At 44.8% G+C, this 15,033-nt stretch carries 12 protein-coding genes and 1 pseudogene; 5 read left to right on the forward strand and 8 right to left on the reverse strand.

Features of this window, described 5'->3' with window-relative positions:
• Positions 1-184: 184 nt before the first annotated feature.
• Positions 185-1,624, reverse strand: coding sequence for a DEAD/DEAH box helicase (locus IQ242_RS04285; protein WP_052277776.1), 1,440 nt, complete (start codon positions 1,622-1,624; stop codon positions 185-187).
• 41 nt (positions 1,625-1,665) lie between these two features.
• Positions 1,666-2,979: a 30S ribosomal protein S12 methylthiotransferase RimO gene (gene rimO, locus IQ242_RS04290; protein WP_193959148.1), complete on the reverse strand. Its 1,314-nt coding sequence runs from the start codon at positions 2,977-2,979 to the stop codon at positions 1,666-1,668.
• Positions 2,980-3,160: 181 nt separating this feature from the next.
• Between rimO and btpA the strand changes: the two genes are divergently transcribed.
• From btpA to IQ242_RS04315, 5 genes are all read left to right on the forward strand, one after another.
• Positions 3,161-4,012: a photosystem I biogenesis protein BtpA gene (gene btpA, locus IQ242_RS04295; RefSeq protein WP_052277774.1), complete on the forward strand. Its 852-nt coding sequence runs from the start codon at positions 3,161-3,163 to the stop codon at positions 4,010-4,012.
• A gap of 170 nt (positions 4,013-4,182) precedes the next feature.
• Positions 4,183-5,169 carry a vitamin K epoxide reductase family protein gene (locus IQ242_RS04300; RefSeq protein WP_002763245.1) on the forward strand — a complete coding sequence of 329 codons (987 nt, stop codon included), beginning with the start codon at positions 4,183-4,185 and terminating at the stop codon, positions 5,167-5,169.
• Between the two features lie 109 nt (positions 5,170-5,278).
• Positions 5,279-6,472: a DNA methyltransferase gene (locus IQ242_RS04305; protein WP_002794015.1), complete on the forward strand. Its 1,194-nt coding sequence runs from the start codon at positions 5,279-5,281 to the stop codon at positions 6,470-6,472.
• A 101-nt stretch (positions 6,473-6,573) separates the two neighbouring features.
• Complete coding sequence (locus IQ242_RS04310) at positions 6,574-7,353, forward strand: hypothetical protein (protein ID WP_002741222.1); 780 nt, start codon at positions 6,574-6,576, stop codon at positions 7,351-7,353.
• 48 nt (positions 7,354-7,401) lie between these two features.
• A complete protein-coding gene (locus IQ242_RS04315) occupies positions 7,402-8,640 on the forward strand; it encodes a DNA cytosine methyltransferase (protein ID WP_193959145.1) in 1,239 nt (412 codons plus the stop codon).
• Positions 8,641-8,710: 70 nt separating this feature from the next.
• Here IQ242_RS04315 and IQ242_RS04320 read toward each other — a convergent pair.
• The 6 genes and pseudogenes from IQ242_RS04320 to cysK all read right to left on the reverse strand — a co-directional run.
• Positions 8,711-8,887 (reverse strand): annotated as a pseudogene (locus IQ242_RS04320) (IS5/IS1182 family transposase); the annotation flags it as partial.
• 378 nt (positions 8,888-9,265) lie between these two features.
• Positions 9,266-9,823, reverse strand: coding sequence for a transposase (locus IQ242_RS25795; RefSeq protein ID WP_255520598.1), 558 nt, complete (start codon positions 9,821-9,823; stop codon positions 9,266-9,268).
• Between the two features lie 424 nt (positions 9,824-10,247).
• Positions 10,248-11,903: a family 2A encapsulin nanocompartment cargo protein cysteine desulfurase gene (locus IQ242_RS04330; protein ID WP_193959149.1), complete on the reverse strand. Its 1,656-nt coding sequence runs from the start codon at positions 11,901-11,903 to the stop codon at positions 10,248-10,250.
• Entirely contained in the window at positions 11,896-12,828 is a 933-nt protein-coding gene (locus tag IQ242_RS04335; protein ID WP_002750434.1) for a family 2A encapsulin nanocompartment shell protein, read from the reverse strand. The genes IQ242_RS04330 and IQ242_RS04335 overlap by 8 nt, the downstream gene beginning before the upstream one ends.
• Before the next feature lie 76 nt (positions 12,829-12,904).
• A complete protein-coding gene (gene epsC / locus IQ242_RS04340; protein ID WP_193959146.1) occupies positions 12,905-13,864 on the reverse strand; it encodes a serine O-acetyltransferase EpsC in 960 nt (319 codons plus the stop codon).
• Positions 13,861-14,841 (reverse strand): cysteine synthase A, encoded by a 981-nt coding sequence (cysK, locus tag IQ242_RS04345; RefSeq protein WP_193959147.1) that lies wholly within the window; start codon positions 14,839-14,841, stop codon positions 13,861-13,863. The genes epsC and cysK overlap by 4 nt, the downstream gene beginning before the upstream one ends.
• Positions 14,842-15,033 lie beyond the last annotated feature (192 nt).

The raw sequence follows: 15,033 nt of genomic DNA on the forward strand, positions 1-15,033 counted from the left end.
GTAAGTATCAGCAAAAATGTCAAAAAAAGCCCAAATACTTGATTAGAATCAATTATCAAAAGTTTAGCTATAAAATTATGTAGAATGCTTTCGACGACGTACTGGGAAATTACCTGACAAAAAAAAGTTGATAGAACCAAAACGGTCTATCAACTCTTAAAATTATCTATTCAAGAACTAAAAATTAACGTTCCTGAAAGACGATTTTTTTGTCCAGGGAAGGACGGTTATTCGACTTAGAGGGGTACTTACTACCACCACTGCGGGGAGTTTTATTAATCACCGGTTTACTGCTCGTCGGTGCGGGAACTTCCCAATCAGTTTTCATCCACTGGGGACAATTTTGATCGTAGATCATTTGCAGGGCAGCCGCCGCGATCGCTTGGGGATCGTATTCTTCACTTAAATCCCGCACTAAAGGCAAGAAAGAAGCCATCCGTTCCCCCGATAAAGCCTCTTTTAGCTGATTTTGCAGCTTGGCCAGGCGTTTTGCTTCTACTTCGGTGCGGCTAGGAATGGGACTAGATTCCAGACGTTGACGCAGACGCTGTTCAATCTGACGTAATAAACGCCGATCGATCGGTTCTACTAAAGATATAGCAGTTCCCGTTTTACCGGCGCGGCCCGTGCGGCCAATGCGGTGAATATAGGTTTCGGCATTATCCGGCAGATCATAGTTAATAACGTGGCTGAGATTTTCCACATCTAGACCGCGGGCTGCGATATCCGTGGCTACCACTAATTTAATTTTGCCCTCGCGGAAACGTTGCACCAGTCGTTCCCGTTGCACTTGGCTTAAGTTACCGTGGTATTCATCCACCGTTTGCCCCGCTTCTTGCAGTTTGCTGGTTAATTCGGCCGCGGTTTGCTTGGTGCGGACGAAAATAATCGCCGATTCTAGGGGTTCGATCTCTAACAGAGGTTGTAGGACTTTTAATTTCGTCCAACCGCGAGGGATCATATAAATTTTCTGTTCGATTTTAGCAGGAGCGGCCTGGGGTTGAGAAACCGTCACAGAAATGGGAGATTTCAAGAAATTAGCGATTAAATCGCGGATTTCCCGGGGCATAGTGGCCGAGAAACAGGCGGTTTGACGGGTGGAGGGGGATGCTTGCAGAATTTTCTTAACATCATCGATAAAACCCATACTGAGCATTTCGTCCGCTTCATCGAGGACTACCCAGTTTAGGGATTCTAGATGGAGTTTTTTGCGATCGAGCAGATCGATTACCCGGCCGGGAGTCCCGACCACAATCTGGACACCTTTTTCCAGACTGCGGATCTGACGTTCCATGGATTGACCACCACAGACTGTCAGGATAAAGAGACGACGATCATCAGAGAAATCTTTGATGGCGCTGGCCACCTGTTGGGCTAATTCCCGGGTGGGGGTGAGGATTAAAGCTTGAACGTTAGGATTTTTGGTGTCCATGCGTTCCAGTAAAGGCAGGGAATAGGCGGCAGTTTTGCCGGTTCCCGTTTGTGACATTCCTACCATGTCATGCCCTTCTAGAAGGAGAGGGATGGCTTTGGTTTGAATTTCCGTGGGGGTGGTGAATCCAAGCGTTTCTAGGTGTTGAAGACGGCTATCGGATAAACCTAAATTGTTGAAACCAGTGGTCATAGGGATTGTTTTGTGGGAATTAAATAAGAAAAATCGAAAAATTAGACTATTTCGCCGTAGAGATCGTAGGTATCGGCCGCAGTGATTCGGACCTGTACGATCGCACCTAGAATCGCCTCCCCTGTCACATAAACCAAGCCATCCACTTCCGGGGAAAAACGAGCGGAGCGCCCGATTAATTCTCCTGTTTCTGGGTTTTCCTGTTCGATGAGAACATCGACAGTTTGACCGATATAAGCTTGATTTTTGCGTTCCGAGATCGGTTGCTGAGTTAACATCAACCTTTCGCGGCGTTCGTCCATAATTGCCTGTGGCACTGGATCGGGCAGGTCAAAAGCGGCTGTACCTTCTTCGGCGGAGAAGGTAAACACCCCGACGTGATCGAACTCATGACGCTTGACAAATTCCAGCAGATGGCTGAAATGTTCCTCGGTTTCTCCGGGGAAACCGACGATAAAAGTCGTTCGTAAAACCGCGTTCGGGATAGCTTGCTTGATCCGCTCGATAATGCCATCGTTGACTCGTCCTTGCCAGGGACGGTTCATCGCCCGCAGGATGTCGGGATGGGAATGTTGTAGCGGCAAGTCTAGATAGGGTAAAACATTCGGGGTCTCTCGGATCGCCTCGATAACCTTTGGCGTTAACCCGGTCGGGTAAGCGTAGTGAACGCGAATCCAAGGTATATCGACTTCTCCCAGCGCTCGCAAGAGTTCCGCTAATTTGGGTTCGCCATATAAGTCTAACCCATAATTGGTTGTTATTTGCGAAATGAGAATTAATTCTTTGACCCCTTGGCTGGCTAATTGTCGCGCTTCGGCCACAATCGACTCGATCGATCTCGATCGCTGATCACCGCGCAGCTGGGGAATAATGCAGAAAGCACAGCGATAGTCGCAGCCTTCGGCCACCCGCAGATAGGCGACTCCTTCGGTAGTGGTGCGATAACGGGGCAGATTTTCATCAGCGATAAAAGTGGGATCGGTGCTGACTTCTTTGACTCGTTCTCCCGTCTCTACCCGTTCGACAATCTCGACAATTTTCTGATAATCCCCCGTGCCAACAATGGCCACGGCTTCCGGCAATTCCGTCAGGAGTTCATCTTGGAAATGTTGGGCCATACAGCCGGAGATAATAATTTTTTTATTAGCTTCCGCCAGTTCCACGAGGGTGCGAACGGATTCTTCTCTAGCTGCTTGAATGAAACTACAGGTATTAACGATAACGTAATCGGCCAACTCCTCGTCATTATCTACGGGATAGCCGGCCTTGGCCAGCAGTCCTAACATATGCTCGGAGTCGATCCGGTTTTTCTCACAGCCTAGGTGTGAGATGGCGATGGTTGGCTTATTGCCCATGCGATCGAGTATCAACCAAATCCTAAACTTCTCTAATGTTAAGACATTTTAACGGATTCCGGACTTGATAAAATCATTAGCAGTTAAAATAATTTCCCCCCCGTGGAACCGTGGGTAGGCCTTCACCCTGTTAAAATGGGTGAGCGGCGCCTGGTTGGGGACGCTAAGAGTAGTAGACGCTGTGAATTTAATTGCAACTTTCAAGACAAAAAACCCGATTATTGGCGTGGTTCATCTCGCCCCCCTGCCCACTTCCCCCCGTTGGGGTGGCAGTCTCAAGACGGTGATCGAGCGGGCTGAACAGGAGGCGACGGCTTTGGCTGCCGGTGGTGTTGATGGTTTGATTATCGAGAATTTTTTTGATGCCCCCTTTACTAAGCAACAGGTGGATCCCGCCGTGGTTAGTGCCATGACTTTAATTGTTGATCGCATTAAAAATCTGGTGGTCCTACCGATTGGTCTTAATGTTCTCCGCAATGATGCCCATAGTGCCTTGGCGATCGCTACCTGTGTCAATGCCCAATTTATTCGGGTTAATGTGCTAACGGGGGTTATGGCCACCGATCAGGGCATTATTGAGGGTCAAGCCCACGAACTCTTGCGTTATCGGCGCGAATTGGGGTCTGAGGTCAAAATTTTAGCGGATGTTTTGGTTAAACACGCCCGCCCCTTGGGAACCCCTAATCTGACCACGGCAGTGCAAGATACGATCGAACGGGGACTGGCAGACGGGGTGATCCTCTCCGGTTGGTCCACCGGTAGCCCCCCTAGTTTTGAGGATTTGGAACTGGCAGTGGCGGCGGCCAAGGGAACACCGGTTTTTATCGGCAGCGGGGCTGATTTGGACAATATTGGGCGGTTGCTGCCGGCTGCCGATGGGGTGATCGTGGCTAGTTCCCTCAAGCGTCATGGCAAAATTACTGAACCAGTGGATCCGATCCGGGTGTCGCAATTTGTGGAAACGGCCCGGCAGATCAACGATCAAAAGGCAAAAATTGATAATTCGCTGCCTTCTTTGCCTCTGTCCACATAACCCCTTGCTAGAATGGCGGATAGTTTCAGGGGATAGCGATCCTAAGTTTTTAGGAATTGAAAACGTCCTAATTAACACAATATGGTTAGGGAATTTTTCCTTTCAACAAAGTACATTGAGATTTCTCTCCTGACTCCTGAATTCTGCTGTAATTTAATCTAAATAATATTATGCGTCGTCGTTCTGTACCTTGGATTCATCGCTACTCCCGGCCCCTAATTGGGGGCGTTTCGATCGTGGGGGCGATTCTGACCGGCTATTTAACCATTACCAAACTGACGGGAGGGGCCGCTGCCTGTACCGCCGGGGCTAGTGATGGGGCTGGTTGTAGTGGTGTTCTTAATAGTCCCTACGCTACGGTTTTCGGGCTGCCCTTGAGTTTGTTCGGTTTTTTGGCCTATATTGCCATGGCGGTCTTTGCCCTCAGTCCTCTATTTATTAATGGGGAAACTCAGAAAAATCTCCGCAAAAGTTTAGAAAATAATACTTGGTTATTGCTGTTAGCGGGGGCGACGGCGATGGCGGTATTTAGTGGTTATTTAATGTATATTCTCGCCACGGAATTAAAGGAATTGTGTCCCTACTGCATCACTTCGGCTTTGTTCGCTTTAACCCTATTAATTCTCACAATTATCGGTCGCGAATGGGAAGGTTTAGGACAAATTATACTGCCGATGGTTGTAGTGGCAATGATTACTTTTGTGGGAACTTTAGCGGTTTACGCAGGAGTAAATTCCCCCACGGTGGCAGCAGGAAAAGAAGAAATTACCCGGCCAATGACAGCGGCTAAACCTCCCTACGGTTGGGAAGTAACCACGGTTTCGGGAAAAGCAGAAATCGCCCTGGCTAAACATTTAAAAGCAATTGGTGCGAAAGAATACGGGGCTTTTTGGTGTCCCCACTGTTACGATCAAAAACAGTTATTTGGTAAGGAAGCGGGAGAAATCCTCAAAAAAGAAGGGGTTTATATCGAATGCGATCCTCAAGGGGTTAATGGTAATCCTCAAGCTTGTCGCGATGCCGGAATTAAAGGTTTCCCCACTTGGATTATTAAGGGTCAAGAATATTCGGGAACCCAGAGATTAGAGAAATTGGCTGAGGTTTCTGGTTATACTGGCCCGATGAATTTTAAATATACAGTTCCGGGACGTAAGTAGGAAAATATTGAGGGGTTGAACCCTGTTCAGCCCCAACATTTTATGGTGTTTGTTCTCTAGATAAAGTAGAACCTGAATTTTGATTTTAGCAATAGAGGGAGATTGAAAGTTGCCAGATTTTGATCAACCTATACCCCAAGAAAAACTTGACATTATTGAGAAAACTAGAGCCAATTTATTTGTTTGGCGAGGTCAGTTTTCACCCCAACTGATAGAGACTATTTTAAGTTTCTATTGCCCATCTAATTCGGTCATTCTCGATCCTTTTGTGGGTAGCGGAACTGTCTTACTAGAGGCAAGTTATTTATCCCTAGAAGCTTATGGATTTGAGATTAATCCCGCTGCTTATATCATGAGTCGTACCTATGAATTTATCAATGATTCTCAAAAAAAAGAAGTTCTTAAAAACCTGAGAAATATCGTCGATCAAGAATTTCCTTTGAGAATTTTTGAAGTCAGTGACCAAGTAGAAAATTTAGTAGATAAATTGCAAAATACTAGGAATATGCTACCAGATCGGTCAAAGGTTTTATTTGATGCTTTGGTAATCCTTCTTGATGTGTGTAACAATAAAATTACTCAGGAATTTATTCAGAAAAAATTTTTACATCTTAGCAATATAATTACTAAGCTACCTTACTCTCAAAAGCCGATCAGGGTTGAATTATCTGATGCTCGTTCTCTCCCACTAAAAAATAATCAGATAGATTTTGTTGTGACTTCTCCACCCTATATAAATGTTTTTAATTACCATCAAAATTATCGTCAATCTGCTGAAATCTTAGGATGGGATTTACTCAAGATAGCCAAGTCAGAAATTGGGTCTAATAGAGCAAATAGGAGTAATCGTTTCTACACTGTAGTACAATACTGTTTAGATATGGGTGACATTTTAAAGGAACTGGCGAGAGTCAGCAAGCAGCAAGCAAGAATTGTTTTAATTGTAGGACAAGAATCTAACGTTCTTGGCGTACCTTTTTATAATGCTGATATTATTGAAAAAATAGGGGTCAAAGCCAAACTATTTCAGAAAGTATTAAGACAAAAAAGAAAATTTAAGAATAAATTTGGTAAAGTTATTATAGAGGATATAATTAATTTTATCAACCTAAATAATCAAGTTAGCCAAGAGGTAATAGAACAAATTTCTAGAGAGGTAGCATTCGAGGTATTGGAAAGCAGTAGGCTTTTTGTATCTTCAGAAAACCAGCTATGTTTAGAATCAGCAATTGCCAAAGTCAATAATATTCAAAAAACACCAATTTTAGATAACAGATTATATATTGACCCTGTTAATATTTAATCTTACCGAATTGAAAAGATTTGATGCTTTTTCACAATTTATTGACTATTGCTATAGTTGTAATTAAACAGTAAACAATCCCAAACCAGCAACTAACTCTAATGAGCTATTTATACTCTTATCGCCATAACTTGACCCAATTATTAGAACAAATTAATTTACAGAAACCTTCGATCAAAATTCCTACCTTTGTTACTCATGACTTGGTAGATACTTATCAAATTTGTCGTCTAATTGATGATTTCATTTTTGAATATTTTCAAGAAAATAGAACAACAGACACAGACATTGCAGACAATAGGGATCAAAAAATCGATGATGCTTTGGATGAGTTCCAGTCTAAAGTAGTTGAAAAAATCCTGAAAGAAAAACAGGATTTTAAAAATATATCCCTCAAAAAGAAGAAAGGATTTAAAAATATTTTTGAGTTTGCTCAATGTGAAAACTTGTACTTATCGAATAAATATGTCAATCTTATCTCGGAAAGTCTAGGTCATACTTTAGAAGAAATTGCTTCTATTAGTTCACAGGTTTTTGTACCAGAAAAAATTCTAAATTTTAAAATCAAAGGTGTGGATTTAGTAGTTTTTAATCAAGGAATAATCAAATACACTCAATTAAAAACTAAAAAAGATACTCTTACTGGTAGCCAGAGTGATCGGAGTATCAATGAATTAAAAATACATCCTAACTCAGTTTTTGCCGCTGCTTTAGATATGGGCAATTCTTGGACAATTAGCAAAACCAAAGCTAAAGAGAATAATATTGAGCTATTAGCAGGGCAAGCTTTTTGGTCAATGTTGGACTTAGATTATGAAACTATCCTGAATAAGTTAAAGATGACAGTCAGGAAAATCGAAAAAGAACTTTATCAAGTTTAGCTACTTTGATGTATAATAAAGAGGTAGATAAGTTGCTAATTATTGGTTATGACTCAGGTAAATCTACAAAAAGCCGCTAATATTCTCGGTGTGACCACCGCAGAAATACTAACATGGCAAAAGAAAAAATTAATCAAAGGTCAGAAAATCAATCAAGTTGATTGGTTATTTGATCTCGAGCAATTAACCAATCTTAAAAATAACCAATCCCCCAGAGAATTGAGAATTTTACAAACTGTTGAGCCAACTAATTACACGGTTATCGAATTATTTGCTGGCTGTGGTGGTATGGCTTTAGGTTTAGAAAATGCGGGACTAAAAACCCAATTACTGGTGGAAATTAACCAAGATTGTGTTAATACTTTAAGACTCAATCGACCGCAATGGAATGTTATAAATCAAGACATAAAAAAGATTAAATTTTCTGATTTTAGAGACAAAATAGATATTGTAGCTGGAGGTTTTCCCTGCCAACCTTTTAGTTATGCTGGGTTAGGAAAAGGATTAGAAGATTTGAGAGGAAGCCTATTTTTTGAATTTGCTCGTTGTTTACAGGAAGTGCAACCTAAAATCGCTATGGCCGAAAATGTTCGAGGATTATTAAGCAATAAAAAAGGAGAAACCTTGCAATTAATGCTGGAAGCTTTACAGGAAATCGGTTATTATGCTGCTTATCAAGTTTTATCGGCTCAATTTCTCGATGTTCCCCAAAAAAGAGAAAGATTAATTATTATCGCCACCCGTCAAGACCTAAATATTAAACCCATTTTTCCCCAATATAAAAACTATACTATTTCTCTGAAAAAAGCCTTAGAGAATTGTCCAACTTCTCCAGGAGTAGAATATAAAGAAAGAAAAAAAGAGATTATGTCCTTAGTTCCCCCAGGAGGAAATTGGCGGGATTTGCCGATGGATATTCAAAAAGAATATATGAAAAATAGTCTCAAAAATCACGGCGGACGGACAGGATATGCTAAAAGATTATCTTGGGATGAACCAGCTTTAACTATTACCTGTAGTCCTGCACAAACCCAAACAGAAAGATGCCATCCCCAAGAAACTCGTCCTTTGACTGTGAGAGAATATGCACGAGTGCAGTCCTTTCCCGATGATTGGCAATTTACGGGTAATTTAACCTCTCAATATCGACAGATTGGTAACGCGGTTCCCGTGAATATGGCCTATCATCTTGGTGGCTGTTTAATTAATATGTTGCAAGGGGATTATCTGGGGGAAACACAGCCAAAAACTGAACAGTTAAGCATTCCGGGGTTAGAAGTGAATTAATTTTGACTAAAAGTAAATAGGGTTTGCGGCAAAAAGTTATTGAAAAGTACAGGTCTCTTAATCAATGATTTCACTTAGCTACAAGCATAAGCTTTAATTGTTGATTAATTCCTAAGTTATAACTTATAGTAATCATTGACCGAGAAAAAGTGCTGTTTTTCCATTTCAGACATAAAAAAGCCCAAAAAACCTGCCTCAACAGGTTAGAAAGATTCATGACTAAAAAAGTAATAGACATCTCCAAAAATTTATAAGTCAGTCACAGCAAGGAAGAGAGGCAGATTAGACCAAGAGTCAAAATTAGCTCTCAAAACCGATTAATCAGGGTTTAAAGAGACAAAATCCAATTTTGACGGAAAACTATGGCTAATTATAACGTCAATTACTTCCCCTGATTGCTCTCCTTCTATTACTTCTAAAATTAGCGCATCTCAACCTTACTAAGCCACAAACGGTAAGTAAAACCGATTTATATCGACTTTTCTTTAATCTAAATCTTTATTGAACTACTTTAAATACTTTGACAACTCGAATTATAGCGGTTCTCGCATCTATGCGGCACACTTAAACCTTTGCTGATTAAGCTGTTCAGGATCGGGAATGTACCTCGTGTGAATCAGAAACGCTATAAATGCTCAACAAAAATTCGCCGAGATGATAAAACTTTATTTTCTTTAATTTGATTCTCGGTTAATTCTCCATTATTAGGTTTTTTATCAGGAGTTCTGATTTGATTTTCTCCTAAGTAAGCTTTATCTCCAATAAAAGTTTGTTGAGAATCGAATTTGCTGAAAGTTTGCCGACAGATTTTTAGGTCGCTCGTCGGACCAGGTTGACCAATAACTACATCAACAATATCTTCAGCTTTTGGCAAGACAATAAATTGACTTTTTAAAGTATGTCTTCTTTGCTTTCCCGAATAATATATTTTTTGTTCTTGATAATCGGTCGGCCTCTCCACGGGCTGTTCTGCGCTATCGACAATCAACTCATAATCCCTTAATTGTTCAATTATTATTTCCTCTTCTTGGCACTTCTTTATTTGTTCTAACAAACTTGGCGGTAACTCTCCTTCAAAAAGTTTTTGCCAATAGGTAAAGATATTATGAGCCGTTGATTCACTCACTTGAAACATTAGTCCTAAGATTTGAAAGCTTAGATGATGTCTTAAATAAACCAACATTAGAACAATTTGTTCCTCTTCTGATAATTTAGGAGGTGTTCCGCTTCCTGGTTGATTAATCCTAATTTTGGTTTTTTCGATTTCTGATTGGTTTTTCCGATGTATAAGTTTTCCAAGGACAATCAGTTTTTCTAGTTGTTGGTAGTCAATCCCTAATAGTCTTTTAGTTTGTTTCGGATATTTTTGAATGTATTCCTAGAGGTAGTTTTTCATGGCTTTTTTTGAGTCACTATTTGTTTTATTATATCCTATTATTGTGATTTAATTAAATTAGGTCGAGGTCTACTTCCATCTAAAAATTGAGAAAAAAGCAAAACCTCCTGTTATACCATAAAAAAATTATGCAAGAGGTCTATTTTAAATAGGTGGCAGTTTAGGGAGAACTGGAATAGGTGTACAAGCTGCCCCACCTATGACCGTCAGTTTATTGGTGTTGCAGACGTTCCAACGCAGCCACCAGCGCATCCACCTCGGCTTTAGTATTGTAGAAAGCCAAGGAAGGGCGCACCGTTGCCTCGAGACCAAAGCGTCGCAGAATAGGTTGAGCGCAGTGATGGCCTGCCCGCACGGCAATCCCTTCCCGATTCAGGGCTTGTCCAATCACTTCCACATCAAATCCCTCTAGCACAAAGGAAAGCACGCCGGCCTTATCGGCTGCCGTCCCAATCAAACGCAGGCCCGGGATGGTTGTCAGTCCCGCAGTGGCGTACTCCAGAAGTTCATGCTCGTAATTGGCAATGGTGGCCAAACCAATCTGCTGAACATAATCCAAGGCCGTCCCTAAGCCAACGGCATCGGCAATATTGCCCGTTCCAGCCTCAAAACGAGTGGGAGCCGCCTGATACACGGTACGCTCAAACGTCACATCCACGATCATGTTGCCGCCGCTTTGCCAGGGAACCGTGGCATTTAACAGGTCTTCTTGACCATAAAGTACCCCGATCCCTGTGGGACCAAAGACTTTATGCCCGGAAAAGACGAACCAATCACACCCTAATTGTTGAACATCGATCGGAATGTGGGAAACCGATTGAGCGCCATCTAACAAGACTTTGGCCCCGACCCGATGGGCCAAGTCAATGATTTGTTTGGCGGGGGTAATGGTTCCCAAGGCATTGGAAACATGGGAAAAAGCCACCAGTTTTGTGCGGGAGTTGAGTAATTGTTGGTACTCTGCCAGTAAAATCTGCCCGTGGTCATCGACGGGGACAACCCGCAATTTTGCTCCCGTTTGGGCGGCTAGTTGCTGCCAAGGCACAATATTGGCATGGTGTTCTAGATGGGTGAGGACAATCTCATCCCCCGCTTGCAGGGTTTGTTGTCCCCAGCTTTTTGCCACCAGATTAATGCCTTCCGTTGTTCCCCGCACGAAAATGATTTCGTTAGCAGATGAGGCATTGAGAAAACGGCGTACCGTTTCTCTGGCCGCTTCGTAAGCATCTGTGGAACGGGCCGCTAATTCATGGGCGGCACGATGCACATTGGAATTTTCATGGCTGTAGAAATGAACGAGGCGATCGATGACTGCTTGGGGCTTTTGAGTTGTTGCGGCGTTGTCGAACCAGATCAGCGGTTTGCCATTCACCCGTTCTTGCAGGATAGGAAAATCCAGGCGAACGGTATGAACATCAAAGAAGCTGGGTCGTTGAACGCTTCGCCCGCTGGCATGGGGGACAAAAAGGGGATCGATCGCTGGGACTTGAACAAGCTGTTCAGGCTTGGCCACTACCGCCGGAAGGTCGGGGATTTTTGTTTCTAACTCCTCAATGAAGTAGAAAGAGGGGGTTGCTAAGGGTACAGCCAAGGGAACTGTGGGCCGTTCGCCCACAGCAGCCGGGGAAGTTGCGGGGGTGGATGGCACCAGATCATCCCGGTCTGGACTCAACCCCTTCGCCACCTCGGCCTTAAGGTCGTGCCGTTGTAGTTCTTGAATTATCGTCTGGGCGAGATGCTCAAGAAGGTCAGGTTGGAATAAGGGGTTAAGAGAAATGTTCTCGACCTCAGTTAGGGCAGTCGTGGGCGGGGATACAGAGGGTAGATTCCCCCCCGCCTTTTCAGGGATCAGTTCGGGGTTAGTCATAGTCGTAGATGTGGTATTGGTTGACATCAACGTTCTCCAGTACGGCGGCCGCGTCGTCGGTCAACACTGCCAACGAACAGTAGAGGGAGACCAGGTAAGAGGCGATCGCCTTGCGACTAATCCCCATAAATCGCACCGACAAGCCAACTCCCTGTTGACCGGGTAAATTGGGCTGATAGAGACCGACCACCCCTTGACGGCTTTCTCCTACCCGCAATAACAAAATATTGGTTTTGCCTTGTTCATTCACAGCCAACTTATCGGAAGGAATCAAAGGCACGCCCCGCCAGGTAATAAACTGAGACCCGAATAATGACACCGTGGCAGGGGGTACACCCCGTCGGGTTGCTTCTCGGCCAAAGGCCGCGATCGCTTTAGGATGGGCGAGGAAAAATGCCGGTTCCTTCCACACCTTGACCAGCAACTCATCCAAATCGTCCGGCGTGGGCGCACCATTGCGAGGTTGCACTTTCTGGGAATCAACAATATTGTTGAGCAATCCGTACTCATGGTTGTTGATCAACTCATTTTCTTGACGTTCCTTCAGGGTTTCGATCGTCAGGCGCAATTGTTCATGGATCTGATCGTGGGGACTGCTGTAGAGATCGGACACGCGAGTGTGAACATCCAGTACCGTATTCACCGCACTCAAGAAATACTCCCGGGGGGTCTCTTCGTAATCCACAAAGGTTTCGGGCAGCTCCCGCTCATCTCGTTCAGAGCAAGCCACCTCAACCCGGGAGGCATCCCTGACTTTATTGAGACGATAAATCCCCGCTTCAACGGGTAGCCAATGCAAGAGGCGAACGAACCAACGGGGCGAAATGGTCAATAACTGAGGAACGGTCTTCGTGGCATTGGCCAACTGCCGAGCGGCAGCATCTCCCAAAGCCAGTTGCAATTCATGATCTTGGGTATAGGTCATCGAGTTAAATCCTCCAATTTAAGAAAAAGTAACAAAGCGACTGTTATGGCCGAACATTCACAGTCAGGACAGCCCCTCAAATTCCAGAGCCGTCATCAAACATTTCCTGTCGTAGTTGCGCCTGGGAGACAAAACCCCCCGGCGGCACACTGCGGGTTAACCAAACATTTCCACCGATGGTGGCGCCCCGACCGATAGTTACCCGACCGAGAATCGTTGCACCTGAGTAAATCACCACATCATCTTCAATAATCGGATGACGGGGTTGACCTTTGATTAAACTGCCCGATTCGTCCCGGGGAAAGCTTTTCGCCCCGAGCGTGACCGCTTGGTAAAGGCGCACGCGGTCGCCAATCACCGTGGTTGCCCCAATCACAACCCCCGTCCCATGATCGATAAAGAAACTATTGCCGATCGAGGCGCCGGGGTGAATGTCAATCCCCGTTAAGGAATGACCAATTTCACTGATAATCCGCGCCAACAGGGGCGAGTCCAACCGATACAGGGCATGGGCAATGCGGTGATAAGTGATGGCCGTTACCCCGGGGTAACAAAACAATACTTCATCTAAATTTCTGGCCGCCGGATCACCTCGATAGGCCGCCGTGATATCGGTTTCCAGTAGAGCTTTCAGATGAGGTAATTGAGTGGCAAAGGCTTGTACCGTTCCTTGGGCGTGCGTCTCAATCTGGTCTGACGACCAGTGCAACTGTGACCCCAGCAACCACTGTTCTCGACAAACCTGGTGATGCAGCAGTTGCAAGACTTCATTGAGGGTATGACCGATAAAATAGCGGCTGGATGTTTCGCCTAAATCGGGATTGCCAAAGTGATAGGGAAAAAGAACGGCACGCAGTCGATCGACAATCCGAAATAAGGCCTCACGGGAGGGCAAGGGGAAATGGCTTCGTGATTGAGACCAACTGTGGAACGACTCGCCACGAGGTTTGGACAATTGAGCGATAATTTCATCGAGATCCAAGGACAGGGTTGGTTGGGAGAGAGCGGTGGAACTGCTCGGATACTCGCTCGTCATGCTACTAACCCTTGCTCATTGAATACCCCTTGGAACAGGATGGAACTCAAGTACCGTTCTCCGGAATCCGGCAAAATTACGACTATGGTTTTGCCTTGGTGTTCGGGTTGTTGTGCCAAGCGAGCGGCGACGGCAGCGGCGGCACCGCAGGAAATGCCGGAGATAATCCCTTCTTCCTTAGCCAACCGTTGGGCATAAAGAATGGCCTCTTCGTTGGAAACGGTTTCAATCCCATCCACGAGGGATAAATCTAGAACTTCGGGAACAAACCCCGCCCCAATGCCCTGAATTTTGTGGGGGCCGGACTTTAGGGGCTGACCTGCCCGGGCTTGGGATAGTACGGGGCTGGCTTCTGGCTCCACCGCTACCGATAAAATCGGTTTTCCTTGGGTTTTTTTGATATAGCGCGAAACTCCCGTAATGGTTCCGCCCGTTCCCACACCCGACACGAGAATATCGATCGCCCCGTCTGTGTCCTGCCAAATTTCGGGGCCGGTGGTTTCCTCATGGATGCGGGGATTGGCAGCATTACGGAACTGTTGCAACAACACATAGCGAGTGGGATTAGACGCGGCAATTTCTTCTGCCTTTGCCACCGCTCCAGTCATGCCTTTAGTCCCTTCTGTTAACACCAGATTGGCTCCATAGGCGAGCAACAGTTTGCGCCTCTCCAAGCTCATGGTTTCAGGCATAGTCAGGGTCAGGGGAATCCCCTTAGCGGCGGCGACAAAGGCTAGGGCGATGCCTGTATTGCCACTGGTGGGTTCCACCAGTTCTTTGCCCGGCCCCAATAATCCCCGTTGTTCCGCATCCCAGATCATGGCCGCGCCAATACGACATTTGACTGAATAGGCTGGATTGCGACCTTCAATCTTGGCCAGAACCGTGGCGTGACTGTTGCCAACGACTCGATTAAGGCGCACTAGAGGAGTCCGCCCGATCGACAAACTGTTATCCGCGAACCATTTCTTACTCACAAAATGGCAACTCCATGATCAAAATACGACAGTTCACCAGATTGGCTCATCTTGAATTCATTTGAAATTCATTTTGAATCCATTTGAAATTCATTCTAGCCTATGCACTATCAACCTCTGGTCAAGCTAAACAAATCTTTATAATCAAGGGGGGTGGGCGATCGCTGAGGTTGAAGAATCAAGGTATAGGAG

It is taken from the genome of Microcystis sp. LEGE 08355 (assembly GCF_015207185.1).
Taxonomy (GTDB): domain Bacteria; phylum Cyanobacteriota; class Cyanobacteriia; order Cyanobacteriales; family Microcystaceae; genus Microcystis; species Microcystis panniformis.